The following is a 25,987-nucleotide window of genomic DNA, read 5'->3' on the forward strand; positions in this document are numbered from 1 at the left end:
GGGAGTCGATAAGAACTGCGTGCCAAGCCTAGTCGGGCGGGGTTCCATGCCGGCTGTCGTCGGCTTGGCGGCGGGGTGTCGCGCCCTGGTTTCGCCAAATTGTGGGGCCCTATAGTGGCCGGGCCGCCGGTGCCCCTGATATGGGGCGCCGCGGTGGTCGGATCGGCGGGATGCGCGGGCGCCGTGGTGGCGGGCGCCGGTCCCGCCTTGTGTGTTGTGGAGCACGATGAACCTGATCGGCCGGTATTTGTCGCGCAACCTCGTCGTGGCGATGATTTTCATCACGGCCGGGTTGTCCTCGACCATCTGGATGACGCAGTCCCTGCGCCTGATCCAGCTGGTGGTCGAGGGCGGGGCGCCGATCAGCATGTTCCTGCGCCTTGCGTTTTCCACCCTGCCGACCTTCCTGGCGCTGGTCATGCCCTGGGGCGTGCTGATCGCCACGCTGTTCACCTACAACCGCCTGACGCTGGACAGCGAGCTGGTGGTCATGCGCGCCGCCGGCATGGGGCCGCTGACGCTGGCCCGGCCCGCGCTGCAGTTGTCGGCCATCGTGCTGTTCCTCTGCCTGCTGCTGAACCTGTTCCTGGCGCCGGCGGCGCAGCGCGAGTTCGTGCGCCTGCGCGAGGAGATCCGCACCGACTATTCCTCCGTCCTGCTGCGCGAGGGCACGTTCAACGACGTGGGCGAGGGCAAGACCGTCTATGTCCGCCAGCGCGGGGCGGAGGGCATGCTGAACGGCCTGATCATCTACGACAACAGCAAGCCGCAGCGCCCGGTGATGACCATCGCCGACCATGGCATCCTGGTGACGGCCGAGGCCGGCCCCCGCGTCATCGTCTATGACGGCGTGCGCCAGGAATACGACCGGGACACCGGCCACGCATCCAACCTGGAATTCAAACGCTACACGGTGGACCTGAAAGTGCTGAACGCCGGGGAAGCCCAGCGCTGGCCTGACCCGCGCGAACGGACGCTGAGCGACCTGCTGTTCGACACCGGCAACCCGACCGACACCCAGCTGCGCCCGCGCCTGAACCAGGAGTTGCACCAGCGTTTCGCGACACCGCTGCTGGCGCCGGCCTTCGCCATGATCGCGCTGACGGCGCTGATGTCCGGCGAATTCTCGCGCCGAGGACAGGCCCGCCGCATCGCCTTGGCCGTGGTCTTCGGCATGCTGCTGCAGGCCATGATGCTGGGCATCTCCAACCTGGCGGTGAAGACACAGGCCTTCAATGCCGTGCTGTATGTCGTGGGCATCCTGCCAGTGGCCATGGGGTATTGGTATCTGGAGAACTGGCGGCGTCTGAGCCGCGGAGGGGCGGGCCGGTCCGGCACCCCGCCGGCGGGGCCACCCGCCACGGGACCTTTGGGCGGAAAGGCGGCCTGAAATCATGCGCATCTCGCCCACGCTGTCCGTCTACATCACCCGCCAGTTCGTGTTCTGGTTCCTGATCATCCTCGGGGGCATGCTGGCGCTCGTCCTGCTACTGGACACGGTGGAGCTGCTGCGCCGGGCCGCCGCCAAGACGGACGCCACCTTCCAGATCGTGCTGAGCATGGCGCTGCTGAAGCTGCCGGAGATCGGCCAGCAGATCTTCCCCTTCGGCGTGCTGTTCGGGGCCATGTATACCTTCTTCCGTATGACCCGCAGCGCGGAGCTGGTGGTGGTGCGCGCCGCCGGCATTTCCGTGTGGCAGTTCATGACGCCGGTGCTGCTGACATCCCTGGTGGTCGGCATCCTGAACATCACACTGCTCAGTCCCGTGTTCGCCACCATGCTGGCGCGGTATGAGCAGCTGGAAAGCCGCTATCTGCGCGGCCAGCAGAGTTCCCTGGACGTGGCGCGCTCCGGTGTCTGGCTGCGCCAGGTACAGGAGGGGGATAACGGCAACTACCTGATCCACGCAGAATCCGTGGGGCCAGGCAAGCCGGTGAACCTGCGCACCGTTACCATCCTGCTGTTCAATGGCAGCGACCAGATTCCGGTGGGCCGCCTCGATTCCGAAACGGCGGAGCTGCAGAAGGGCCAGTGGGTGCTGCGCAACGCCTGGCTGAACCGGCCGGGCCGTCCGACCCAGCATGTCGACGGCATGGCCCTGCCGACCGACCTGACGGAAGCCCGCATCCAGGAAAGCTTCGCCCCGCCGGACACGCTGTCGTTCTGGGAACTGCCGAGCTTCATCCAGACGCTGGAGCAGGCGGGCCTGTCGTCGGTGCGGCACCGCATGTACTACGAGTCGATGCTGGCCGTGCCCGCCTTCTTCTGCGCCATGGTCTTCCTGGCCGGCACTTTTTCCCTGCGCCATGCCCGCCGGGGCGGCACCTTGCAGATGCTGGGCACCGGCCTGGTGACGGCGCTGGTGCTGTTCGTCAGCCAGAACATCATCCAGGCGCTGGGCCGCAGCGGCGTACTGCCGGTTTTCCTGGCCGCCTGGGCGCCGGCCGGCGTCTGCCTGATGCTGGGAACCGCCGCCCTGCTGCACCTGGAGGATGGCTGAGCGCCATCTGCGCGCCGCATCCCTGGTTGCGGGGGCCGTTTGCCTTCGCCCCCCCTTGGCTCTATAAGTTCCGTTCTTCGTTTCTCCCCGGTCCCCGCTTTTCCGGTAAGGTCAGATGATCCAACTTTCCCGCCGTTCCGCCGCTGCCGTGCTCGCCTTCGGCCTGACCCTGGGCACGAGCCTGGCCACGCCCGCGCTGGCGCAGCTGGCCGGCCCCCGGACGGCCGCCGCCACCAACGGCATGGCCCTGGGCCCGCGCCTCGCGGCCCAGCCGCAGGGCCAGCAGGAAGAGCGCATCGTCGCCGTGGTGAATGACGAGGCCATTTCCCAGACCGACCTGGCCGGCCGCATGCGCCTGGCCATCGTCAACACCGGCCTGCCCGACACGCCGGACGTGGAACAGAAGCTGAAGCCCCAGGTGCTGCGCCTGCTGATCGACGAGAAGCTGGAGCTGCAGGAGGCCAAGAAGCAGAACCTGGTGGTGACGGACGAGGAGGTGGACCGGGAGTTCGCCCGCCTGGCCAAGCAGAACAAGGCCCCCTCACCGGAAAGCTTCGCCGCCAACCTGGAACGCGAAGGCGTGCCCGTCGCCGCCCTGAAGGACCAGATGCGCGCCAACATCGCCTGGAACAAGGTGGTGCAGCGCCGCATCCGTCCCACCATCCAGGTGAGCGACGAGGAGATCGACAGCCGCACCTCGCGCATCATCGCGAACGCCGGTAAGCCCGAGTACCTACTGACGGAAATCTTCATCTCCGTCGACAATCCCAAGCTGGACCAGGACGCCCACCAGCTGGCCGACAAGCTGGTTGGTGAGATCACCCACGGCGCCAACTTCGCCGCCGTGGCCCAGCAGTTCTCGCAGAGCGCCACGGCCGCGGCCGGCGGCGACATGGGCTGGGTGCAGCAGGGGCAGCTGGAGCCGGCGCTGGATCGCGCGCTGCAGCGTCTGCCCACGGGCCAGGTTTCGGTGCCGCTGCGCGGCGCCGGTGGCTACTACATCTTCCTGGTCCGGGACGAACGCACGGTGACCGGTGGCGATCCCGCCGACATCCAGGTGTCCGTAGGCCAGGTGGTGGTGCCCGTTCCGCCCGGCACGGACGTCCAGGCGCTCGGCCAAGCCGTGAAGAAGGTCGGTGACACCTCGCACAGCTGCGAGGCTTTGGCCGCCGCCGCCAAGGCCAACCTGCCGGGCTCCACCACCCGTGCCCAGCCCATGACCCGCCTGGGCGACATCCCCGGTGAGCTGTCAAAGCTGATCGGCCGTCTGGGCGTGGGGCAGGCCACCGACCCGCTGGAAACCCAGGCCGGCCTGATGCTGTTGATGGTGTGCGACCGCAAGGTGCCGGAGGGCAGCGCCCCGCCGCGCGACCAGGTGGCCAACATGATCGGTGGCGAGCGTATGGACATGCTACAGCGGCGCAACCTGCGCGACCTGCGGCGCGCCGCCACCATCGACATCCGTAGCTGAGGGGGGGCGACAGCCCCCGATCCGTTTCATGACCGCGTCGCTTTCCTCGTCCCCCTTGGCCCTGACCATGGGCGAACCGGCCGGCATTGGCGGCGAGATCGCCTTGATGGCCTGGCGGCTGCGGCGTGACCGGGGCCTGGCGCCCTTTTTCCTGATCGACAGTCCGGACCGCCTGGCGGCCCTGGCCAAGGCCACGGGCCTGGACGTGCCGGTGCGGGAAATAGCCGATCCGGCGGAAACCGCCGCCGTCTTCGACGAGGCGCTGCCGGTGCTGCGCCAGGATTTGCCCGTGCCCGTGGTGCCCGGTCGGCCAGACCCCGCCAACGGCGGCGCCGTCATCGCCAGCATTGACCGGGCCGTAGCCCTGGTGCGCGGGGGCAAAACGGCCGCCGTCGTCACCAACCCCATCCAGAAAAGCAGCCTCTACGCCGCCGGCTTCCGCCATCCCGGCCACACCGAGTACCTGGCCCACCTGGCTGGGATGACGGAGGAACCGGTGATGCTGCTGGAGGGGGGCGGCCTGCGCGTCGCCCTGGCCACCATCCATGTGGCGCTGAAGGACGTGCCTGGCCTGCTGACGCCGGCGGTGCTGCTGCACACGGCACGGACGACGTATCAGGCGCTGCGCCGTGATTTCGGTATCGCCCAGCCGCGCCTGGCCGTGGCCGCCCTGAACCCCCACGCGGGGGAGGGGGGCGCCATGGGGCGGGAGGAGATCGAGATCATCGCCCCCGCCGTGGCGACCTTGCGGGAAGAGGGGATGACCGTCGCCGGCCCGCTGCCGGCCGATACCCTGTTCCATGCCAGCGCGCGCGCCACCTACGACGCCGTCATCTGCCAGTATCACGACCAGGGGCTGATCCCGTTGAAGACCCTGGATTTCGACACGGGTGTCAACATCACCCTGGGCCTGCCCTTCATCCGCACTTCCCCCGACCACGGCACCGCCCTGTCCCTGGCCGGCACGGCCAAGGCCAGCCCGTCCAGCCTGGTGGCGGCCCTGCTGTCCGCCAATCGCCTGGGGCGGCAGCGCGCCGCCGCCTGACTTTCTCTTATCAAGACCGCCCCATGACCAGCCTTGTCCACCTGCCGCCCCTGCGCGACGTCATCGCCCGTTTCGACCTGGGCGCCCGCAAGGCGCTGGGTCAGCACTTCCTGCTGGACCTGAACCTGACGGCGCGGGTGGCCGCTGCTGCCGGCGACCTGGCCGGCGTCACTGTCATCGAGGTGGGCCCGGGCCCTGGCGGCCTGACCCGCGCCCTGGTGGAAAGCGAGGCCAAGGCGGTGGTGGCGGTGGAGCGGGACAGCCGTTTCGTCGCCGCCCTGGCCGATGTGGTGGAGGCCGCTGCCGGCCGCTTGACCATTGTGGAGGGCGACGCGCTGGAGGTCGACATGACCGCCATCGCCCCGGCGCCGCGCGCCATCGTCGCCAACCTGCCCTACAACGTAGGGACGCCCATGCTGGTGGGCTGGCTACGCCAGATCCAGGAATTCCGCAGCCTGACGCTGATGTTCCAGAAGGAAGTAGTGGACCGCATCGTCGCCACGCCACGCACCAAGGATTACGGCCGCCTGGCGGTCATGAGCCAGTGGCTGGCCGACGCGCGGCTGGTGTTCGACATCCCGCCGCAGGCCTTTTCCCCGCCGCCCAAGGTCATGTCGGCGGTGGTGCACATCACCCCGCGCGCCCTACCGGCCGACGCCCCGTCATTCAAGGATATGGAGCGGGTGGTGGCAGCATGCTTCAACCAGCGGCGCAAGATGCTGCGCGCCGGGCTGAAGGGCCTGGTGGCCCAGCCCGAACCCCTGCTGGAAGCCGCGGGCATCCTTCCCACGTCCCGGGCGGAGGAGGTGGACGTGGCGGGTTTCGTGCGCCTGGCCCACGCCTGGCGGGCGCACCAGGACGTGCAGGGTTAACAAACCGCCCACGGTTAGATTGTCTCCCGGTTCTGCCTGTTATGCGGTTCACGCAGGCTGTCCATGCCTGAGTGGTGACGCGTTTATGATGCCCGTCACTCCCGCCCGCGCCTCGCTTCGCTAGCTTTGCGATACGGAACGACGCTGAAATTTGGGGATGACACCATGACCAAGCAGATCAATCACTGGGTGCGCCGCCTGCTACCCGCCCGCCTGCTACCCACCTTGGGCGTGCTGCTGCCCATCGCCGCCTGCAGCGGCGCACCGGACCATGACTACGTCCAGGTGGCCGACGAAAACCCCGCCTTTTCCAGCTGCTCCCAGTCCGCCTTCGACCTCTATCCCGGGGTCGAGCAAGGCGCCTTGCGCGCCGATCACCTGAACGCCTGCCTGGCCACCCGCCAGGCCAACGCCAACGATCAGGTTGCCGTGGCCCGCATCCACAGTTTCTGAGATCGGTGCCCGTCGTTCCGCTGTTGAATTAGGCGTTCCCAAATCCCCGGGCCGCCTTGGGCGACGTGGGGTGATACACCCGCCAGACGCGCCGCATCTGGCGGGTGGACGCGAAGCCCGCCCGCTCCGCCACGCTTTCCATGTCCAGCCGCGTATGGCCCAGCAACTGGGCCGCCAGCGCCACCCGCAGCCGGTTCACATAGTCCGGCAGGGTCATGCCCGTATGCTCGTTGAACAGCCGCGACAGATGGCGGGGGCTGGCGCCCGCCACGTCGGCCAGGGACTCTTGCGTCCAGGGGCGGGCCGGGTCGGCGGCGATGGCGTCCTGCACGCGGTGGACTGCCGGATGCACGTGGTTGCGTCCCTCCAGCCAGGCTGACAGCTGCGGATCGCCGCCCGCCCGCCGCAGGTAGACCACCAGGGCACGCGCCGCGGCCAAGGCCACCGCCGGCCCCACCATCTCCGCCACCAGATGCAGCATCAGGTCGATGCCGGCGGTGACACCGGCGCTGGTCGCCACCAGGCCATCCTCGACATACAACCGGTTCTCCAGGACCCGCGCCCGGGGTGCCAGGCGCGCCAGGGTCTCACAATCGCTGTAGTGGGTGGTGCAGGGCCGGCCGTCCAGCAGGCCGGCGCGGCCTGCCAGCAAGGCGCCGGCGCAGATGCTGACCAGCCGGTGGCGGGGCCGGACGCGGCGCCGCAGCCACTCGACGATGGCCTGGTTGCCGCTTTCCGTTTCCGCCGCGTCCGGCCCCTCATCCCCCAACATCTGTTCCACCGAGCCCACGACCATGACCATGGCCTCGTCCGGCAGTGCCCGGGGCAGGGGCTCGATGCCCGTCACCGTCAGCCCGATGGATGTGAGCAGCGATGCCGCCGGGCCGACATAGCGGACGACGAAGCGCAGCCCGTCCTGTTCCACATTGGCTCGGCGCAACACTTCCACCGGCCCCGCCACGTCCAGCAGCAGCGTCCGGGGCGGCAGCACCACATAGACGGGCAGGACGCGGGGGCCGGTTTTCGTCATGCGTCGAACGCCGTGGCGACGGTGGCGATGCGGGCGAAGCGGCCGTCCAGCACCAACTCGGTGGCGGCCTTGATCTCCGCCGTGGGCCAAATGCGCCCGTGCGCATCGATCATGGGGAAGGTCAGCGTCGCCTCCGTCACGTAGGTGACGTCGAAGCCCAGGTCGGAGGCATGGCGGGTCGTCGTCTCACAGCACTGCTCCGTCCGCACGCCGGAGATGACGACGCGGCGGATGCCATGGCTGATCAGCCAGACATCCAGCCCGCTGCCCACCAGGGCGCTGTGCCGCGCCTTGTGAAAGGTGGCGTCCGGCGTGATGTCCAGGCCCTCCAGCGTGCGGATGGTGCCGGACTCGTGGGTGAACGGCGCGTCGCCATCCACATGGAAGACCTGGATGACCGGAATGCCGCGCGCCCGGGCCTGGTTCACCAGCGCCTGCTGCGCCGGGCGATAGGCATCATACTCCGCCTGCACCCAATAGGGCCGGTGACGGAAGGACTCCTGAGCGTCGATGACTATCAGGGCGGTGGTCTGGATACCGGCGGTCACGGTGCTCATAGGGGCTATCTCCTGCCATCAGTGTGGGGTGATGGCGTGGATGCTAGCCTGCAGCGTACCACGGCATAATGAGGCTGGCGGACAAAGATGGGACATTTTACGCCATCAGCAAATTAACCGGGGCGGAGGTGATGCCAGCCGTTTACACCATGACGGTTGCGGCCTGACCTCATTCTTGATTGATTTGTGACATACGGTTCCACCGCCGCAGGAGGGGGGCATGGCCCCTGCGAACAACCACACCGCAGACATGAACAATTCCGCCGCGTCGGCGCCGGGCCTCTGGCACCGGCTGATGTCCAGCCAGGCGGCCGGCACCATCTCCCTGGCCGTCGGCCTGCTCAGCATCGGCGCGGTGTTGTGCCTGCGCTATCCCGCCTGGCTGACGACGCCGGAGCTGCGGCCGCACTACGACATGGATCTGCTGCGTCTGATCCTGGCGCTGTCCATGGGCGTGGGGGTGTTCCTGGGACTGGGGGCGTGCGTCCTGAACCGGCGCCGGCGGGCGGGTGTCATCGGCATCAGTGGCGTGGTGCTGGCCCTGTTGCTGGGCGGGCCCTATGTGCCGTATGAGGATTTCGACCAGGCCCGGACCTGGGTGGGGCTGGACTGGCTGGTGCTGGACCTGTTCTTCACCGGCAGCGCCTTCATCCTGCTGGAGCGCCTGCTGCCCCGCGTGGCGCCGGACCAGCCCGTGCTGCGGGAAGGGTGGCGGCTGGACCTCAGCTATTTCACCGTGAACCATTTGCTGATCGGCGCCTTTCTGCTGACCTCCAACCACTTCGCCCATGACGTCTTCGGTTGGGCGGTCAATGGCTGGGTGCAGGCGCAGGTCGCGGCGCTGCCTGGATTTGTGCGCTTCCTGCTGGTCATCCTGGCGGCCGACGCCGTGGAGTATGCCAGCCATCGCGCCTATCACGAGATCCCCTGGCTGTGGCGCTTGCACGCCGTTCACCACTCGCCCCAGCACATGGATTGGCTGTCCGGCTCCCGCCTGCATGTGCTGGAGGTGCTGATTACCCGGTCGCTGATCTTGGTACCCATCTTCCTGCTGGGGTTCCCCCAGGACACGGTGTTCGCCTACCTGATCTTCGTGTCCATCCAGGCGGTGCTGATCCATTCCAACATCGCCATGGATCTGGGCTGGCTGCGCTACGTCATCGTGACGCCGCAGTTCCACCATTGGCACCATGCCTCGGATGAAGAGGCGTTGGACCGCAACTACTGCGCCCACACCCCGTTCTGGGATCTGGTGTTCCGCACCTACCATCAGCCCAAGGACCGCTGGCCAGAGAAGTACGGCACGGTGAAGCCCATCCCCGGCGGTTTCGTCCAGCAATTCCTCTACCCGTTCAGCGGCCCCGTGGAGCTGCTGACCGGCAAGCGGGAGGGGTAAGGAAGGGCGTGGTCACACCGCGAGTTCCAGCACTACCGGCGTATGGTCGGACGCCTTTTCCTGGCCGCGTGGGCCCTTGTCGATGGCGCAGCCCACCAGGCGATCGGCGGCCTGGGGCGACAGCAGGAAATGGTCGATGCGCAGGCCGTTGTCGCGCGGCCAGGCGCCGGCCTGGTAGTCCCAGAAGGTGAAGGCGCGCTCGGCATCCGGGTGCACAGCCCGGAAGGCCTCCACCAGGCCCAGGTGGGTGATCTCGCGGAACTTGGCGCGGGTCTCGGGGCGGAACAGGGCGTCGGTGATCCAGGCGGCGGGGTCATAGACATCGCGCGCTTCGGGGATGACGTTGTAGTCGCCGCCCAGCACGAAAGGCACTTCCTGCGCCAGGAGGCTGCTGGCATGGGCCTTCAGCCGGTCCATCCAGCGCAGCTTGTAGGGGTATTTCTCCGTGCCCACCGGGTTGCCGTTGGGCAGGTACAGGCTGGCGATGCGGATACCGCCCACCGTGGCCTCGACATAGCGGGCCTGCTCATCCTCCGGCTCACCCGGCAGACGGGTGATGATGTCGGTGGGTTCTTCCCGCGACAGCAGCGCCACGCCGTTGTAGGCCTTCTGGCCCACGACGGCGCAGTGATAGCCCAGATCCTGGAAGGCCTGCAGCGGGAAGGCGGCCGTCTCGCACTTGATCTCCTGGAACAGCACGACGTCCGGCTTGGCGCTGTCCAGCCACTCGGTCACGTTCCCTAAGCGGGCTTTGACCGAGTTCACGTTCCAGGTGGCGATGCGCATGGGAAGGCTCTCATCAGGCGGCGGTTCGCGCGCACCTTAGAGCGAAGGCCGCGCCAACGCGAGAACCTTGGAAGCCATTTCCAGACCATCTGCACGAGATCCCCTCATGCAGCTTAGGACGCGACCGCGTCCGCCGGACCTTTGTGGGGAGCGTAGCGGACCGCAAAGGGGGAAGCCAAGGCCGCGGATGCGGCCGCCCGGCGCCTGAGGGAATCTTACAAAGAAAAACTCTGCCCGCAGCCGCAGGAGGAGCTGGCGTTGGGATTGTTGACCTTGAAGTAGGACCCGGCCAATTCCTCGACGAAGTCCACCTCGGCGCCGGCCAGGAGATCCAGCGAGGTGTCGTCCACCACCAGCCGGGCGCCGTCGCGCTCGAACACGTGGTCGTCCTCGTTGGTGGTGGCGTCGAAGCTGAAGCCGTACTGGAAGCCGGAGCAGCCGCCGCCAGATACGGAAAGGCGCATCATGATGTCGGGGCCACCCTCCATTTCCGCCAGCTTGCGCACACGTTTGGCGGCGCTGGCGCTCAGGCTCATCGCCCGGGCGAGAGCGGGCGTGCCAGCGGGCGATGCGGTGTCGGCGGTGATGTCGGTGATGCTCATCGACGGTGTCTTCCCAGTTGTGGAATGGGCCGTCCAAACCCACGTACCTGTTGAAAAGGCGACTGGACAGGGGCGGCGTTCCTCTGTAACGCCCATAGTATGTAGGCGCTCCAAACGGTTCCGTCAAAGGACCAGGAACCATTCGGCGCCCGCACGGATCTGGCATGAGGTATGCGGCGATGATGAACTGGAACAGTCTGCTGTCGCGCAAGCGATTGGCCAAGACGACGGCCGACGCGGAGCTGCCGCACCGCAGTGCCTATGAGATCGACATCGACCGCATCACCTTCACCACCAGCTTCCGCCGGCTGGCGGACAAGCAGCAGGTGCACGGCATCGGCGGGTCGGACTACGTCCGTTCCCGCCTGACGCACTCCATGGAGGCGGCGCGGGTGGGGCGCTCGCTGGGGATGTGGGTGGGGCCGGCCATCCTGCGCAGCGTTGACTATGAGGTGAAGGCGACGCCGGCGGACATCGGCCACGTGGTGGCCGCCGCCTCGCTGGCCCACGACGTGGGCACCCCCTGCTTCGCCCACACGGGTGAGGATGTGATCTCCGACTGGTTCGCCGATAGTGACATCGGCCGGCGCATACGCGCGGGCCTGAGCGATGTCGAGCAGGCGGAGCTGTGCAAGTTCGAGGCGAACGCCCAGGGCTTCCGCGTGCTGACCCGGCTGCAGGGCTGGCGCGGCGTGGGCGGCCTGCAGCTGACGGCGGCCACACTGGGCGCCGGGGCCAAATATCCCTGGGGGGTGGAGGTGCCGAACGGCCCCCTCAAGCGCCCGCACAAGCGCAAGTACGGCTTCTTCGAGAGCGAACAGGCGGTCTTCGCCGAGGTGGCGGCGGAGGTGGGCCTGGTGGAAAAGGGACCGGGCGCCTGGTGCCGCCACCCGCTGGCTTACCTGGTGGAGGCGGCGGACGATGCCTGCTACCACGTGGTGGACATCGAGGACGCGGCCAAGATGCGCATGCTGAGCTTCGAGCATGCCGAAGACCTGTTGCTGGCCTTCATCCGCGACGACAAGCCTGACACGGCCACGGGCAAGGACTGGGAGGCGGACTACAAGACCCTTGAGGATGAGGACCGCAAGCTGATCTTCCTGCGCGCCCAGGCCATCGACCGGCTGGTGCGCGATGCGGCGGAGATTTTCCTGGAGCGCTTGCCGCAACTGATGGCCGGGGAGTTCTGCCACCCCCTGCTGACCCTGTCGGCGCGCGCGCCCGCCTTGCGCAGGATCGAGCAGGTAAGCCATGAGCGCATCTACCGCGGCCAGCAGCGCTGCGAGACCGACATCATCGCCGCCCGCACCATCACCACCCTGCTGGACGCCTATGGCGAGGCGCTGCTGGACCGGGAGAAGCTGGGCCCCGGCGCCAAGCTGCCCCGCCGCTGGGCCTCCCTGCTGGAAACCATGCCGGAGTCGCGCCAGCTGCCCTATGAGCGCGCGGGCTGGGTGCGCGGCCTGCTGGACTATGTCGCCGGCATGACCGACCGCTTCGCCATCCGTCAGGCGCAACTGATCGCGGGATGAGGCACCGGCGTCTTGAGGTTGCAAAATTCCTGACACCACACAAGATCGAGGCTGTTGCACAGGTGGGGTGGGGAATGGGATGCGGGGAACGGTTGTAGCGTTTGACGAGGTCGCCGGTGCAGGTGAGGCCGTGGACGTGGAGGGCTTGTCCCATTTCTTCACCGCCGCGCAGTGGCGGGGTGAAGGTTTACCGGTCGCGGGCATGGCCGTCGAGATCCTGAGCGGCGGAGCGGACCTGAGCGTCGTATCCTTTCAGCCGCGCCCCGCCTTCACTTGGCCTTGGTTCCTGTTTTCGATCCAAGGAAGGGTCAGTCGGCGGGAGTACTGGCTGAAATACACCCTTCCGCTGTTGGGCATGATTCTGCTGGTCATGATCGCCGGCAGCCTGACGGCCGATTCCACCGGCCATAACGCCGTGGCCGGCTGGACGCTGGTTCTGATGTTCATCATTTCGCTCTGGACGGGCATCGCCGTACAGGTGAAGCGACTGCATGACCGGGGCTTCAGCGGCTGGTTCATCCTGTTAGGCATCATCCCCATCCTGGGGGAATACTGGGTAGCTGCCCAAGTAGGCTTCCTACCAGGCAAGCGCGGCGCCAACCGCTTCGGGGCCGATCCCATGGCCTGAGTGCTGGAAGCAGCGGGCTGCGGCAGCTTTGGACACCAGCCCTCCCAACTCCGCCCGTGACCTGCACCGCAGGAACCTTGTAAGGTGCGCCGCCGCCGGTCACCATGGATCGGCGAACGCGACTCTTTTGGATTGTGCCGGTTCTATCGCCATGAACGTTTACAAGGAATTCGAAGCCCTGGTTCGCCGCGCGCTGGAGGCCCTGGCGGCCGATGGCGGCATTCCCGCCGGGCTGGACCTCTCCCGCGTGACGGTGGAGCCGCCGCGCGAGGCGGCGCATGGCGACATCTCCACCAACGCCGCCATGGTGCTGGCCAAGCCGGCGGGCAAGCCGCCGCGCGCCATCGCCGAGGCGCTGGCCCCGCATCTGCGGGCCCTGCCGGACGTGACCGAGGTCACCATCGCCGGCCCTGGCTTCGTCAACCTGCGCGTGGCGCCCAGCTATTGGCGCGCCCGCCTGGCCGACGTCCTGACGGCCGGCGTGGGCTTCGGCGCCAGCACCATCGGCAACGGCACCCGCGTGAACGTGGAATACGTCTCCGCCAACCCCACCGGCCCGCTGCACGCGGCGCACGCCCGCGGCGCCGTGGTGGGTGACGCGCTCGCGGCCCTGCTGGAAAAGGCCGGCTACGACGTCACGCGCGAGTACTACATCAACGACGCCGGCGCCCAGGTGGACGTCCTGGCCCGCTCCACCCACCTGCGCTATCGCGAGGCCCTGGGCGAGACGGGCATCGAGATCCCGGCCGGCATGTACCCGGGCGAGTACCTGAAGGACGTGGGCCAGGCCCTGGCCGAGCGGGACGGTGCCAAGTGGCGCGACCTGCCGGAGGAGGAATGGCTGGCCCCGGTGCGCGCCTTCGCCATCGACCAGATGATGGCCGGCATCAGGGAGGATTTGGCCTCCCTCAACATCCACCATGACCTGTTCAGCAGCGAGCGTGCGCTGGTGGACAACGGGGCGGTGGACCAGGCGTTCAAGGCCCTGGAGGACGCCGGACTGATCTATGTCGGCGTGCTGGAGCCGCCCAAGGGCAAGAAGCCTGATGATTGGGAGCCGCGGCCCCAGACCCTGTTCAAGGCCACCCAGTTCGGCGACGACGTCGACCGCCCGCTGAAGAAGTCCGACGGTTCCTGGACCTATTTCGCCAACGACATCGCCTATCACTACGACAAGTACCGGCGCGGCTGCCCCGTGCTGATCGACGTGTGGGGGGCGGACCACGGCGGCTATGTGAAGCGCATGGCGGCGGCGACCAAGGCCATCTCCGACGGCAAGGCCGCGCTGGACGTGAAGCTGTGCCAGCTGGTGCACCTGCTGCAGAACGGCGAGCCGGTGAAGATGTCCAAGCGCGCCGGCACCTTCGTCACCCTGCGTGACGTCATGGACGCCGTGGGCCGCGACGTCGTGCGCTTCATCATGCTGACCCGCCGCAACGACCAGACGCTGGAGTTCGACTACGCCAAGGTGACGGAGCAGTCCAAGGACAACCCCGTCTTCTACGTGCAGTACGCCCACGCCCGCTGCCGCTCCGTCCTGCGCCAGGCCGCCAGTCTGCACGCCGACTGGGATCTGTCGCGTGAAGCGCTGTCGGCCGTGTCCTTCGATGGACTGGCCTCCACGGCCGAGGTCGACCTCATCCGCCTCATGCTGAACTGGCCACGCACGGTGGAGTCGGCGGCGGAGGCGCATGAGCCGCACCGTGTCGCCTACTACCTGCAGGAGCTGGCGGCGGCGTTCCACGGCTTCTGGAACCAGGGCAAGGACGATGCCACCCTGCGCTTCATCATCGAGGAGGACGACGCCCTGACCCGGGCCCGCCTGGCCCTGGTGACGGCGGTGTCCCTGGTCATCGCGTCCGGCCTCGCCATCATGGGCGTGGTGCCGGCCGAGGAGTTGCGCTGATCCCATGAGCGACATGCACGACCATCACGGCGACCCCGACTACGACTACGATCCCGGCTATGACTGGCAGGGGCGGCGCCAGCCGGCGCCCCGCCGGCGCGGGCTGCTCAGCCTGGGCGTAGTGGTGGCCGCGGTCGGCAGCTTCGGCGGGCTGATCTACTTCGTCTACACCCAGGGCCAGCGGGCGGGGACGGAGGCGGTGGCCCCCATCATCCACGCCGATCCCGGGCCGACGAAGGTGAAGCCGGAGACGCCGGGCGGAATGGACGTGCCCAACCAGGACCGGCTGATTTACGACCGCCTGCGCGCCGACACCAAGACGGACCCCGGTGTGGAACGTCTGCTGCCGCCGCCGGAAGCGCCCATGGAACGGCCCACGGCCCCGCCGCCGGCCGCAGTCCAGCAGCCGGCGTCCCCGCAGACGGCTCAGACCGCTGCCCAAGCTCCTGCCCAGGCGCCGGCGCAAACCCCGGCCGCCCAGCCGGCGGCCCCGACCGTCCTGCCGCCCACCGTGCTGCCCCCGACGCCCGCCGGCACCACCGCCGCGAAGCCGATGACGCCGGCGCCGGTTCCGGCCGCGAAGCCTCCCGCACAGCAGATGGCGCAAGCCAACGCGCCCACGCCGCTGGTGCCGTCGGCCCCGCAGCCTACGCCTCAGCCGGCCGCGCCCAAGCCTGTTGCCGCCGCCCCGGTCACGCCGGCGCCCAAGCCGGTGGAAAAGCCGGCGGCCGCCGCTGCGACCACGGCTGCGCCGACCGCTGCCGGCGGCGGGTCGGTGAAACTGCAGTTCGCCTCCATTCCGTCGGAGCCGCAGGCGGAAGCCGAGATGCAGCGCATCCAGCGCAAGCATGCCAGTGTCCTAGGCGGGCTCAGCCTGCGCCTGGTCAAAGCGGATCTGGGGGCCAAGGGCATCTACTACCGCGTCCAGGCGGGCCCCGTGGACGAGGCCCAGGCCAAGCGCATTTGCGAGGCGGTGAAGGCGGCCAAGGACGGCTGCATCCCCGTACATTAAGGCGGTGCCTGCGATGACCACCCCCAACGTTCCAGCGGCCGTCATCTTCGGCTGCACCGGCCCCGTCCTGACCGAGGCGGAGCGGGCGCTGTTCGCGGCGGCCAATCCTCTGGGATTCATCCTGTTTCGGCGCAATTGCGAGACGCCGGAGCAGGTGATGGCCCTGACGGCGGCCCTGCGTGACAGCGTGGGCCGGCCTGACGCGCCCATCATGATCGACCAGGAGGGCGGCCGCGTGGCCCGCCTGCGTCCGCCGCACTGGCCGTCCCTGCCGCCGGCCGGCCGCGTCGGCGCCATCGCCGACGACAACCTGGCCAAGGAGGCCGCCTGGCTGCATGGCCGCCTGCTGGCCGCCACCCTGGCGCCACTGGGCATCGACATGGACTGCGCCCCGGTGGCCGACGTGCCGCAGGCCGGCGCCCATGACGTCATCGGCGACCGTGCCTTCAGCCGCGACCCGACCCGGGTCGCCCTGCTGGCGGGCGCCCAGGCGGAGGGCCTGCTGGCCGGCGGCGTGCTGCCCATCGTGAAGCATCTGCCCGGCCACGGCCGCGCCACGGCCGACAGCCATAAGGAGCTGCCGACGGTGACGGCGGACCTGGCGACGCTGGAGGCGGTGGACTTCGCCCCCTTCAAGGCCCTGGCCGACCTCCCCGCGGGCATGGTGGCCCACATCCTGTTCACCGCGGTGGACGCCCGGCATCCCTCCAGCACCTCCGCCCTGGTCATCACCAAGATCGTGCGCGGGCTGATCGGCTTCGACGGTCTGCTGTTCAGCGACGACCTGGACATGCAGGCGCTGTCGGGCACGGTGGAGGAGCGTGCGGCCGCCGTGGTGGCCGACGGCTGCTGCGACGTGGCCCTGCACTGCAACGGCACGGTGGAGGATATGGCCGCCGTGGCCGCCGTGGTGCCCCGCCTGTCGCAACAGGCGCAGGAACGCTGGGCCCGGGCCCAGGCCCGCCGACCGGCCTCGACCGACGCCGACGCGGCCACCGTCGCCGCTTGGCGCGCGCGCCTTATCGACCTTGCCGGCAATTGGGACTGACCTCCTTGGACACCTCGATTCAGGAACTGATCGTCCGCCTCTCCGTGATGGCCATCCCCATGGTGCTGGCCATCACGCTGCATGAGGCGGCCCACGCCTGGGTGGCGTGGAAGCTGGGCGACGACACCGCCTATTCCCAGGGGCGGGTCAGCTTCAACCCGGGCAAGCACATCGACCCCATCGGCACCATCCTGATGCCGGCGACGCTGTTCCTATTCACCGGCTTCGTCTTCGGCTGGGCCAAGCCCGTGCCCATCACCCAGAGCCGCCTGCGCCGCCCGCGCCGCGATATGGCGCTGGTGGCGCTGTCCGGGCCCGGCATGAACTTCCTGCTGGCCATCGTCTTCGCCCTGCTGCTGCACACGCTTTTCCTGCTGCCGGCCTCAGTGGCGGACTGGGTGGGGCAGAACTTCGTGGCGGGCATCCAGATCAACCTGATGCTGGGCGTGCTGAACATGCTGCCCTTCCCGTCGCTGGACGGTGGCAAGGTCATCGAGCAGATGCTGCCCTATCGCCAGGCGCAGTGGTTCGCGGCGCAGGAGGTGCGCGGCAACATGATCCTGCTGACGATCTTTTTCCTGCTGCCCTATCTTTTCAGTAAGATGGGCCTGTCGGCCTACGACCCCTATATGTGGCTGGTGCGGTGGCCGACCAGCGGCTTGTGGAACGTGATCGCCACGGTGACGGGACTGAGCTGATGGCCGACGCGCGGGGCCCGGATGAGGACTGGAGCGCCGCCCCCGCCCTTGACCCGGCGGGGGAGGGGGAGCCCGCCCTGCTGGTCGACCTCGGGGAGTTCGAAGGCCCCATCGACCTGCTGCTGACCCTGGCGCGCGACCAGAAGGTCGATCTCACCCGCATCTCCATCCTGGCCCTGGCCGAACAGTATCTGGCCTTCGTGGAGGAGGCGCGGCGCCTGCGGCTGGAGGTGGCGGCCGACTATCTGGTGACCGCCGCCTGGCTGGCCTATCTCAAATCCCGCCTGCTGCTGCCCACACCCGAGACGGAGGAGCCGACGGGTGAGGAGCTGGCGCAGGCCCTGGCCTTCCAGCTGCAGCGTCTGGAGGCCATGCAGAACGCGGCCGCCCGCCTGATGGCCCGGCCGCGCCTGGGCCGCGACGTCTTTCCCCGGGGTGCGCCTGAGGATCTGCCGGTGTTCGAACGCCGGGTCACGGAGGTAACGCTCTACGACCTGCTGCGGGCCTATGGCGACATCAAGCGCCGGCAGCAGAAGACCGGTCCGCTGCACCTGCCGCCGGTGGATCTGTTCACCATCGAGGACGCCATCCGCCGGGTGGAGGCCATGCTGGGCCGCCTGCCGGACTGGACCCGCCTGGACCGTTTCCTGCCGCCGGACTGGCGCGGCGGCGGCACCAGCCGGGAGGACAAGCTGAAGGCCCGGTCCGCCCTGGCGGCGACCTTCGTCGCCACCCTGGAGCTGGCCAAGGCCGGTCAGCTGGAGGTGCGGCAGGACGGGACCTTCGGCCCCCTGTACGTTCGCCGCACCGATACGCCCGCCGCACCGCCGACCCCGGATAAAGAGCCATGACCGCCGAAACCGTCACCGAGGCGCCCGCCGAGCTGGAAGAGGGCTTCGACCGCCGCGCCGAACAGCTGCGCCTGGTGGAGGCGGTGCTGTTCGCCTCGGCCGAGCCGGTGGAGGAGGCCGCGCTGGCCGCCCGGCTGGGCGAGGGCGCCGACCTGCGCGGCATCCTGGACGAATTGCAGGCCCATTACAGTCATCGCGGCGTGCATCTGGTGGCGGCGGCCGGCCGCTGGGCCTTCCGTACCGCGCCGGATCTGGCGCCCCTGCTGCAGCGGGAGACGGAGGTGACCTCCCGCCTGTCGCGCGCGGCCGTGGAGACGTTGTCCATCATCGCCTACCACCAGCCGGTGACGCGGGCCGAGATCGAAAGCATCCGCGGTGTCGCCACCAGCAAGGGCACCCTGGACATCCTGATGGAAGCGGGCTGGATCAAGCCGGGCCGTCGGCGCGAGACGCCAGGTCGGCCGCTCACCTGGCTGACCACCCCGGCTTTCCTTGATCATTTCGGTTTGGAATCGTTACGCGACCTGCCGGGCGTGGACGATCTGCGCGCCGCCGGCCTGCTGGACGCCCGTCCCGCCATCACCACCCTGTTCTCACGCGGGGATGACGCGGCGCTGCCCCGGGCGGTGGAAGACAGCGCGGAGGATTAGGGCAGGGGCTGTTCAGCGCCGTCGGGAGCGTTGGGCGGTAAGGGCTCCGCGGCAACGGCCAGCTCTACCATCGCCCGCCTCACCAATTGAAGTTGGTCATTGCCCAGGCGCCGCGACAACTCCGCTTGGGCCTGCCGCCATAGCGGGATGGCCTCCGCCAGCAGACGATGCCCCAGGGCCGTGAGGCTGAGCCGCTTTCCCGCACGGCCGCGCCCGCCATCGGCGCAGACCCAGCCCCGCTTTTCCAGGTTCTGGATATTCCGGCTGAGGGTTGTCGTATCGACCCCCGCGCTGAGCGCGAGTTCAACCAATGTGGCGCCCTCGGCGGCGCCGATTCCCAGCATCAGGCTAAATTGCTCGGCCGTCAGCCCCAGGGGCCTGAAGCAGGCGTTGTGATAGCGCGTGATGGCCCGCGCCGTCGCCCGCGCCTGAAAGCCCGGACATTCCGCCGCGATGGTCCGGAAGGTGTCCCGATCGACGTCGCTCATCTCCAATGACCCCTGTACAAACGCGCATCGCCATATAATGTATATGCATCATTAGGAGACGCGCCATGCCCGCCTACGTGCATATCAATTTACGGATCATCGACCCCGCCAAGCAGGCGGCTCTCGCCCCCCGCTTCCAGACCGCCTTGCAGGAGGCTGGCGGACGGATCCTGTACTTCGGTCGTGTCGCGCAGGTGCTGGAAGGCGATAACATGCCGCTGCCGATGGCGGGCGTGCTGGAGTTTCCGACGCTGGCCCAGGCGCTGGCGTTTTACAAGTCCGAGGCTTACGCCCCCATCAAGGCGGAACGCCGGGAGGCCCAGCAGGCGACGATGTTCGTCGTCGAGACCGCCTGAGCCCCTGCTCGGCGCGCCCCTCCTTACTTCGCGCTCGCCTCGCAGGCCACCACGGCTTCCGCCACCATCTGGTCCACCTCCTTGTCGCCGGTGGCCTTCAGCCAGCCGCGCAGGGGCTTGATCAGGTCGGGATGGGCGCACAGCGCCGCCGCCTCGAACACGGTGGGGTAGACGCCCTCGGCGCTCAGCGCCTCCAGCACGTGGGGGCGGGCAAGGTCGCCGTCGCGCTGGGCCAGGGCCACCAGGGCTTCGGCGCGCACGCTGTCATCCTCATCGTTCAAGGCACCGATCAGGGCGTCGCGGACGGCCTTGGTATCGACCTCGGACTGGCCCAGCAGGAAGACCGCCCAGTCTCGGTTGGCGGCGTCGGCGTCCTGGAAGAAGGACAGCAGGCGCTTGACCGTGGCCGTGTCGTCCGCCTCGATCTCCACATCCTCGTCGATCAAATCCCGCAGGAAGTCCGACGGCGGCATGTAATCCTTGGCCATTCGCGTGTCCTTTCTCAACGTGCGCCGTTGGGGATAATCGGGTGGGTGGGCCTTGTAAAGGGCGCAACGGTGGGGCAGGACGGGCGGAGAACCTTGACCTGGCGCCCGGCCGGGTTCCAAATGGCGCGCCCCCTGGGTTGCCTTGAGCCTGCCATGTCCCGCCCGACCGAACTGTCCCGCCGCTTCGCCATCCTGCGTTGGGCGGGCCCCGTCCTGGTGCTGGGGGCCGTCGCCATCGGCGCCTGGGGCGTCATCGGCCGGCCGCTGACGACGCCCAAGCCGGACGGTGTGACCAGCCTGGCCGCCATCGGCGGCCCCTTCGCCCTGACCGACCAGGACGGCAGGGCGGTCACGGACAGGACCTATGCCGGCAAGATCCTGATGGTCATGTTCGGCTACACCAACTGCCCCGACGTCTGCCCCACGGGCCTGGCGTCCATGAGCGTCATCCTGGACGCCCTGGGGCCGGATGCCGACCGGGTCCAGGGGCTGTTCATCACCGTCGATCCGGCGCGCGACACCACGGCGGTGCTCAAGGACTACATGGCCAATTTCAACCCGCACATCGCCGCCCTGACCGGCACGCCCGAGCAAATCGCCCAGGCCGCCGCCAGCTACAAGGTGGAATACCGCAAGGTTTCGACCGATGGCACGCCCTTGGCCCCCGATGCCCACCCGACGGACTACGGCATGGACCACAACGCGGCCATCTTCCTGATGGACCCCAACGGCCACCTTAGAAGCACCATCAACCCCTTCGAACCGCCCACCACGGCGGAGGGCAAGGTGCGGCATGCGCTGGGGTTACCGGTGGCGGCTGACTGAGCCCCACCCGTCCCGGTTCAGTCGGCCAAACCGGCCGGGGAACCTTTTATCCCTGTGTCAGGCGCCGGAAGACCATATCGACCACCAAGTCGGGATTCTGGGTCGATGCATGCCAGATGGCGCACGCCCTTTGACCGTAGGCGTAGGCTGCGACAGTGCTGCCGGGACCGGCCCCCCGGTGTCCTATGGGATGGTCCAGCGGCGTACCCGCAGTCAACATGAGGCCGAGCCCGTACGCCGGGTCCTTGAAGATCTCATTCCGGTGTTCCGGAAGGGCGCGATGGTCAAGCATCGATGCAAATGTTGCGGGTCGCAGCAGGCCGCCTGCCGCTAAGCCCTTCAGCAGTCTGGCCGCATCCGCGACGGTTCCAGTGACCAAGCCATGATAGACCCAACCCGGATGATAATCCGCCCCGGCGGGCCCCATCTCAACGTCGTGCAGATCCGCCGGTTGGGTGGCCAACCGCGCCGTCGTCAATCCCGCCGGCGTGAACACCAGACGATCGAGGGCGTCGGCCAGGGATAGGCCGGTGGCCTCCTCAATCAATTGCCGTACCTTAAGATAGCCGATGTTCGAATATGCCCAGCCGTTTCCAGGTTGGTAGCGTGATCGCTTCACATCCAGCGCCTGGAGTAGGCGCCCAACCGGCCATGGCGATTTGCCGGCCTGGACATCCTCATGATAACGGGCCAGGCCGCCATAGTCGGGAAGCCCGGCCTCGTGCCGCAGGAGGTGCGCCAATGTGTACGGCTCTCCGGCGACTTTTCCATTCAGGGAAAGCGAGCCATCCTCAACCAGGCGCAATGCCGCAATCGCCAGGACGGTTTTGGTGACGCTCCACCACGGCACGGGATCCAGTGCGCCGCTTACCGTGACGGTTCCATCCGCATCGATAAGGGCAACAGACTCCATGTTGTCCATCCTGGCTTTGTGCGCTGGATTTACGGCTTCGCCAGCGGGGCATAGGCGCCGTTGTGCCAGGCGTAGATGACGTAGTCGTTCTGCTTGCGGTCGCCCTTGGCGTCATAGGAGATGGGGCCGACAGCGGTCATGAACTCCTGGCCGCTGTGCAGCACAACGGCCACCTTCTTGGGATCGGTGCTGCCCGCCTTGGCGGCGGCCTGGGCCCAGACCTGGACGGCGGCGTAGGAGTAGAGCGAGAAAATGTTGGGCTCCCCACCGTTCTTGCGGAAGCTGTCCAGCGCCTCCTTGGCGGCCGGGCTTTGCCGCACGTCGGCGTTGTAGGCCATCATGACCCCTTCGCCCATGGCGCCGGCGGTGGTCCAGAACTCATCGCTGGCCAGGGTGTCGCCCGCCAGGAAGGCCGCCTTCAGGCCGGCGGTGCGGGACTGGCGCACCAGCAACCCGGCCTCGGGATACAGGCCGCCGTAGAACACGGCGTCGACATCCGCCGACTTCAGGCGGGTGACCATGCTGCTGAAGTCCTTCTCACCCGCGGTCAGGGTGCCGTTCAGGGCCACGGCCACACCCTTGGCTTTCAGCGTGGCGCGCACGGCGTCGGCCAGGCCCTTGCCGTAGGTGGTCTGGTCGTCGACGATGGCGATCTTGCCGCCCTTGTAATGCTCGGCGAGATAGGCGCCGATGACCTGGCCTTGCTGGTCGTCGCGGCCGCAGGTGCGGAACAGCGTGTCCCAGCCTTGGGCCGTCAGCTCCGGACTGGTGGAGCTGGGGGTGATGACGATGACGCCCTCATCGGCATAGACCTGGGCCGCCGGCATGGTGGTGCCGGTGGTCATGTGGCCCATGACCATGGCGACGCGGTCCGTCACCAGGCGATTGGCGGCGGCGACCGACTGCGTCGGCTCCCCCCCGTCATCCACCGCATCAACCACCAGCTTCTGGCCCAGCACGCCGCCCTTGGCGTTGATGTCGGCCACGGCCTGGTCCGCGCCCCGGCGCAGCTGGGTACCCACGGCGGCCAGGCGGCCGCTCAAGGGGACGCCGACACCGATCTTGATATCCGCCAGGGCGGGAAGGCTGATCGACAGCAGGGGCAGGGCGAAGACGGCGGCACGCGCGAAGGAAGGGACACGCATTGAACTGTGATTCCTGAACCGAGGGAAAGCTAATTCACACTACTTGACCTCGGTATAGGATCCATCGCGCCACTGGTAAACTGTGTAATCAGCAGTGGTGCGATCTCCTTTTGCATCGAAGGCCAGGGGGCCGATCACAGTCTGGAAGCTGGATTTGTGCAGGACGGCCGCCACCTTGGTGGGATCGGTGGTCTTCGCTTCCGTCGCGGCCTGTGCCCAGGCCTGCACGGCGGCGTAGGAATAAAGGGTGTAGGCCTCGGGCTCGTATCCGCCATCGCGGAACTTCTTCACCACGTCGGCGGCCTGGGGCCGCAGCCGGTAATCGGGGCCGAAGGTGTTCAGCACGCCGTTGCCGCTGGGCCCGGTGATGCCCCAGAACTCGTTGGAGATGATGCCGTCGCCGCCCACGAACTGGGCCTTCAGGCCCTTGTCGGCCATCTGGCGCACCAGCAGGCCGCCCTCGGTGTGCACGCCGCCGAAGAACACCACGTCGATCTGGGCGTCCTTCATGCGGGTGATGATGGCGGACATGTCGCGGTCGCCCACGGTCACCGCCTCATACAACACTTCCTTCTTGCCCAGCTTGTTCAAGGCGTCGCGCGTGGCATCGGCCAAACCCTTGCCATAGGTCGTCTGGTCCTGGACGATGGCGATGCGGGCCTTCGGGAAGACGCGCGCGATGTAGGCGGCCGCCACCTGGCCCTGCTGGTCGTCGCGCCCGCAGGTGCGGAAGGTGGTGGCGTAGCCCATCTCCGTCAGGCGCGGGTTCGTGGAGTTGGGGGAGATCTGGATGACGCCTTCCTCGGCATAGACCTTGGCGGCGGCGATGGAGACGGCGGAGTTGTAATGGCCGAACACGGCGACCACGCCCTCGGTCACCAGTTTGTTGGCCACGGATACCCCCTGGCTGGGGTTGCTGGCGTCGTCGCCCTTGGACAGCACCAGCTTCTCGCCCAGCACGCCCCCCTTGGCGTTGATGTCGGCGATGGCCTGTTCCGTGCCGCGGCGCATCTGCTCACCCACCACGGCGTTCGGACCGGTCAGCGGGCCGGCCAGTCCCAGCTTGATCTCGGCGCGGGCGGCGCCCGCCCACAAGCCAGCCGCCACCATGATCGCGATCGCCGCGACGCGGTCCTTCATGCGCACCATGCCACCATTCCCCCATTCCCGATGCCGGCGGCCCTACCCCAATGGGTGGCCCGCCCTGTTCCGAGCCGAAGGTAGCACGCACCTGGCGCCACAACTCCAATGTGTCGCCGTCCCTTGCGCGGAATGGGAAAAGATACGACATCTGGGCACGCCCGTTCGTGCAACACCCCCTTTCCACCACAGGGATTCCGGCCATGGCCGCCTATGACTACGACCTTTTCACCATCGGCGCCGGCTCCGGCGGGGTGCGCGCCAGCCGAATCGCGGCCGGTCACGGCGCCCGCGTGGCGGTGGCGGAGGAACGGTACCTGGGCGGCACCTGCGTGAATGTCGGCTGCGTGCCCAAGAAGTTCCTGGTCTACGCCGCCCAGTACTCGGCCGGTTTCGAGGACGCCGCCGGCTATGGCTGGGACGTGGAAGCCAAGGACCATGACTGGCAACGCCTGATCGCCAACAAGGATGCGGAGATCACCCGCCTGAACGGCATCTACCGCCGCCTGCTGGAGAATTCCGGCGCCACCATATTCGAGGCGCGCGCCACCATCGTGGATGAGCACACGGTAGACGTGGGCGGCAAGCGAGTAACGGCGGAGCGCATCCTGATCGCCACTGGTGGCTGGCCGGAACTGCCGGAGAAGCCCGGTGTGCGCGACTACGCCATCACCTCCAACGAGGTGTTCCACCTGGACAAGCGTCCCGAACATATCGCCATCGTCGGCGCGGGCTACATCGCCACGGAATTCGCCGGTGTGTTCAACGGCTTGGGCTCCCGCACCACGCAAATCTATCGGGGCGACAAGCTGCTGCGCGGCTTTGACGAGGATGTGCGGGATTTCCTGGGCGCGGAGATGGTCAAGGCCGGCGTCGATCTGCGCCCCGGCACCACCATCGAACGCCTGGAGAAGACCGGCCGCTGCCTGGTCGCCACCCTATCCGACGGTACGACGTTGGAATTGGACGCCGTGCTCTACGCCACCGGCCGCCGGCCCAACGTGCGCGGCCTGGGCTTGGAGCGCGTGGGTGTGGAACTGAACGAGCGCGGGGCCATCAAGGTGGACGACCAGTATCGCACCACCGTGCCCAACATCTATGCCCTGGGCGACGTGACCGACCGCGTGAACCTGACGCCGGTGGCCACGGCGGAGGGGCATGTGCTGGCCGATACCCTGTACGGCAACAAGCCACGCAGCGTGAACTATCACAACATCCCGACCGCCGTTTTCTCCATTCCCCCTGTCGCCACGTGCGGCATGACGGAGGAACAGGCCCGCGCCGTCTATCCGGCGGTCGACATCTATCGCACCAACTTCAAGCCCATGAAGCACACCATCTCCGGCCGGGACCAGCGCATGCTGATGAAGCTGGTGGTGGAACGCGCCAGCGACCGGGTGGTGGGCTGTCACCTGGTCGGCGACGACACGCCGGAGATGATCCAGGGCGTTGCCGTGGCCATGAACGCCGGCGCCACCAAGGCCGTGTTCGACAGCACCATCGGCCTGCACCCCACGGCGGCGGAGGAGTTCGTCACCCTGCGGACTAAGGTGCCCGACCCGGTTTGAGGGCCGGCGGAGCGTCGTGACCCGGC

At 68.1% G+C, this 25,987-nt stretch carries 27 protein-coding genes; 18 read left to right on the plus strand and 9 right to left on the minus strand.

The features are described 5' to 3' along the window. Nucleotides 1-226: 226 nt before the first annotated feature. The 6 genes from lptF to P5F91_RS24995 all read left to right on the plus strand — a co-directional run bounded on the left by lptF (nt 227) and on the right by P5F91_RS24995 (nt 6,342). A complete protein-coding gene (lptF, locus tag P5F91_RS24970; protein ID WP_277908586.1) occupies nt 227-1,390 on the plus strand; it encodes an LPS export ABC transporter permease LptF in 1,164 nt (387 codons plus the stop codon). Nucleotides 1,391-1,394: 4 nt separating this feature from the next. Beyond that, nucleotides 1,395-2,501, plus strand: a complete 1,107-nt coding sequence (gene lptG, locus P5F91_RS24975; protein ID WP_145609938.1) for an LPS export ABC transporter permease LptG — start codon at nt 1,395-1,397, stop codon at nt 2,499-2,501. Between the two features lie 115 nt (nt 2,502-2,616). Next, nucleotides 2,617-3,972 (plus strand): peptidylprolyl isomerase, encoded by a 1,356-nt coding sequence (locus P5F91_RS24980; protein WP_145609939.1) that lies wholly within the window; start codon nt 2,617-2,619, stop codon nt 3,970-3,972. Between the two features lie 28 nt (nt 3,973-4,000). Continuing rightward, complete coding sequence (pdxA, locus tag P5F91_RS24985) at nt 4,001-5,017, plus strand: 4-hydroxythreonine-4-phosphate dehydrogenase PdxA (protein ID WP_277908588.1); 1,017 nt, start codon at nt 4,001-4,003, stop codon at nt 5,015-5,017. A 23-nt stretch (nt 5,018-5,040) separates the two neighbouring features. Next, nucleotides 5,041-5,889, plus strand: a complete 849-nt coding sequence (gene rsmA, locus P5F91_RS24990) for a 16S rRNA (adenine(1518)-N(6)/adenine(1519)-N(6))-dimethyltransferase RsmA (RefSeq protein ID WP_145609941.1) — start codon at nt 5,041-5,043, stop codon at nt 5,887-5,889. 165 nt (nt 5,890-6,054) lie between these two features. Continuing rightward, on the plus strand, nt 6,055-6,342 hold the full coding sequence (locus P5F91_RS24995) for a hypothetical protein (RefSeq protein ID WP_145609942.1): 288 nt from the start codon (nt 6,055-6,057) through the stop codon (nt 6,340-6,342). 28 nt (nt 6,343-6,370) lie between these two features. On the opposite strand, the gene P5F91_RS25000 is transcribed toward P5F91_RS24995, so the two are convergent. Continuing rightward, a complete protein-coding gene (locus tag P5F91_RS25000) occupies nt 6,371-7,372 on the minus strand; it encodes a GlxA family transcriptional regulator (protein ID WP_145609943.1) in 1,002 nt (333 codons plus the stop codon). Continuing rightward, nucleotides 7,369-7,929: a cysteine hydrolase family protein gene (locus tag P5F91_RS25005; protein WP_145609944.1), complete on the minus strand. Its 561-nt coding sequence runs from the start codon at nt 7,927-7,929 to the stop codon at nt 7,369-7,371. Before P5F91_RS25005 ends, P5F91_RS25000 begins: the two co-directional genes overlap by 4 nt. 220 nt (nt 7,930-8,149) lie before the next feature. On the opposite strand from P5F91_RS25005, the gene P5F91_RS25010 reads away from it, so the two are divergent. Then, nucleotides 8,150-9,325, plus strand: coding sequence for a sterol desaturase family protein (locus P5F91_RS25010; RefSeq protein WP_277908589.1), 1,176 nt, complete (start codon nt 8,150-8,152; stop codon nt 9,323-9,325). Between the two features lie 12 nt (nt 9,326-9,337). Here P5F91_RS25010 and xth read toward each other — a convergent pair whose 3' ends face one another. Both xth and erpA read right to left on the minus strand, forming a co-directional pair. Beyond that, nucleotides 9,338-10,111 (minus strand): exodeoxyribonuclease III, encoded by a 774-nt coding sequence (xth, locus tag P5F91_RS25015; RefSeq protein WP_145609945.1) that lies wholly within the window; start codon nt 10,109-10,111, stop codon nt 9,338-9,340. 215 nt (nt 10,112-10,326) lie between these two features. After that, nucleotides 10,327-10,713, minus strand: coding sequence for an iron-sulfur cluster insertion protein ErpA (gene erpA, locus P5F91_RS25020; RefSeq protein ID WP_145609946.1), 387 nt, complete (start codon nt 10,711-10,713; stop codon nt 10,327-10,329). 179 nt (nt 10,714-10,892) lie between these two features. Here erpA and dgt point away from each other — a divergent pair, with 179 nt between their 5' ends. The 8 genes from dgt (at nt 10,893) to scpB (ending at nt 19,038) form a co-directional block, all read left to right on the plus strand. Beyond that, nucleotides 10,893-12,245: a dGTP triphosphohydrolase gene (gene dgt / locus P5F91_RS25025; RefSeq protein ID WP_246134306.1), complete on the plus strand. Its 1,353-nt coding sequence runs from the start codon at nt 10,893-10,895 to the stop codon at nt 12,243-12,245. A gap of 79 nt (nt 12,246-12,324) precedes the next feature. Continuing rightward, nucleotides 12,325-12,873: a DUF805 domain-containing protein gene (locus tag P5F91_RS25030; RefSeq protein WP_145609948.1), complete on the plus strand. Its 549-nt coding sequence runs from the start codon at nt 12,325-12,327 to the stop codon at nt 12,871-12,873. Nucleotides 12,874-13,024: 151 nt separating this feature from the next. Beyond that, on the plus strand, nt 13,025-14,779 hold the full coding sequence (gene argS, locus P5F91_RS25035) for an arginine--tRNA ligase (RefSeq protein WP_277908590.1): 1,755 nt from the start codon (nt 13,025-13,027) through the stop codon (nt 14,777-14,779). A gap of 4 nt (nt 14,780-14,783) precedes the next feature. Beyond that, entirely contained in the window at nt 14,784-15,791 is a 1,008-nt protein-coding gene (locus tag P5F91_RS25040; protein ID WP_277908591.1) for an SPOR domain-containing protein, read from the plus strand. 13 nt (nt 15,792-15,804) lie between these two features. Continuing rightward, the gene (gene nagZ, locus P5F91_RS25045) at nt 15,805-16,839 is read left to right on the plus strand and encodes a beta-N-acetylhexosaminidase (RefSeq protein ID WP_277908592.1); all 1,035 of its coding nucleotides are present in this window, start codon (nt 15,805-15,807) and stop codon (nt 16,837-16,839) included. A 5-nt stretch (nt 16,840-16,844) separates the two neighbouring features. Next, a complete protein-coding gene (locus tag P5F91_RS25050) occupies nt 16,845-17,537 on the plus strand; it encodes a site-2 protease family protein (protein ID WP_145609951.1) in 693 nt (230 codons plus the stop codon). Then, complete coding sequence (locus P5F91_RS25055; protein ID WP_145609952.1) at nt 17,537-18,388, plus strand: segregation and condensation protein A; 852 nt, start codon at nt 17,537-17,539, stop codon at nt 18,386-18,388. Before P5F91_RS25050 ends, P5F91_RS25055 begins: the two co-directional genes overlap by 1 nt. Beyond that, on the plus strand, nt 18,385-19,038 hold the full coding sequence (gene scpB / locus P5F91_RS25060; protein WP_277908593.1) for an SMC-Scp complex subunit ScpB: 654 nt from the start codon (nt 18,385-18,387) through the stop codon (nt 19,036-19,038). Before P5F91_RS25055 ends, scpB begins: the two co-directional genes overlap by 4 nt. Here scpB and P5F91_RS25065 read toward each other — a convergent pair. After that, nucleotides 19,035-19,526: a MarR family winged helix-turn-helix transcriptional regulator gene (locus tag P5F91_RS25065; protein WP_277908594.1), complete on the minus strand. Its 492-nt coding sequence runs from the start codon at nt 19,524-19,526 to the stop codon at nt 19,035-19,037. The genes scpB and P5F91_RS25065 overlap by 4 nt on opposite strands. A 65-nt stretch (nt 19,527-19,591) precedes the next feature. Here P5F91_RS25065 and P5F91_RS25070 point away from each other — a divergent pair, with 65 nt between their 5' ends. Beyond that, nucleotides 19,592-19,882 carry a DUF1330 domain-containing protein gene (locus P5F91_RS25070; RefSeq protein WP_277908595.1) on the plus strand — a complete coding sequence of 97 codons (291 nt, stop codon included), beginning with the start codon at nt 19,592-19,594 and terminating at the stop codon, nt 19,880-19,882. Nucleotides 19,883-19,905: 23 nt separating this feature from the next. On the opposite strand, the gene P5F91_RS25075 is transcribed toward P5F91_RS25070, so the two are convergent. Next, on the minus strand, nt 19,906-20,370 hold the full coding sequence (locus tag P5F91_RS25075) for a HEAT repeat domain-containing protein (RefSeq protein ID WP_277908596.1): 465 nt from the start codon (nt 20,368-20,370) through the stop codon (nt 19,906-19,908). Nucleotides 20,371-20,523: 153 nt separating this feature from the next. Here P5F91_RS25075 and P5F91_RS25080 point away from each other — a divergent pair, with 153 nt between their 5' ends. After that, nucleotides 20,524-21,195 (plus strand): SCO family protein, encoded by a 672-nt coding sequence (locus P5F91_RS25080; protein ID WP_277908597.1) that lies wholly within the window; start codon nt 20,524-20,526, stop codon nt 21,193-21,195. 46 nt (nt 21,196-21,241) lie between these two features. Here the strand turns inward: P5F91_RS25080 and P5F91_RS25085 are convergent, their stop codons facing one another. Genes P5F91_RS25085 through P5F91_RS25095 form a run of 3 tightly spaced genes read right to left on the minus strand, consistent with a single transcriptional unit; the run spans nt 21,242 to nt 24,402 of the window. Next, nucleotides 21,242-22,108, minus strand: a complete 867-nt coding sequence (locus tag P5F91_RS25085) for a serine hydrolase domain-containing protein (RefSeq protein WP_277908598.1) — start codon at nt 22,106-22,108, stop codon at nt 21,242-21,244. Between the two features lie 29 nt (nt 22,109-22,137). Further along, nucleotides 22,138-23,253 carry a branched-chain amino acid ABC transporter substrate-binding protein gene (locus P5F91_RS25090; RefSeq protein WP_277908599.1) on the minus strand — a complete coding sequence of 372 codons (1,116 nt, stop codon included), beginning with the start codon at nt 23,251-23,253 and terminating at the stop codon, nt 22,138-22,140. Between the two features lie 39 nt (nt 23,254-23,292). Beyond that, entirely contained in the window at nt 23,293-24,402 is a 1,110-nt protein-coding gene (locus P5F91_RS25095; protein ID WP_277908600.1) for a branched-chain amino acid ABC transporter substrate-binding protein, read from the minus strand. A 194-nt stretch (nt 24,403-24,596) separates the two neighbouring features. Between P5F91_RS25095 and gor the strand changes: the two genes are divergently transcribed. Beyond that, nucleotides 24,597-25,961 carry a glutathione-disulfide reductase gene (gene gor / locus P5F91_RS25100; protein ID WP_277908601.1) on the plus strand — a complete coding sequence of 455 codons (1,365 nt, stop codon included), beginning with the start codon at nt 24,597-24,599 and terminating at the stop codon, nt 25,959-25,961. Nucleotides 25,962-25,987 lie beyond the last annotated feature (26 nt).

This window comes from Nitrospirillum amazonense (genome assembly GCF_029594735.1).
Lineage (GTDB): Bacteria > Pseudomonadota > Alphaproteobacteria > Azospirillales > Azospirillaceae > Nitrospirillum > Nitrospirillum amazonense.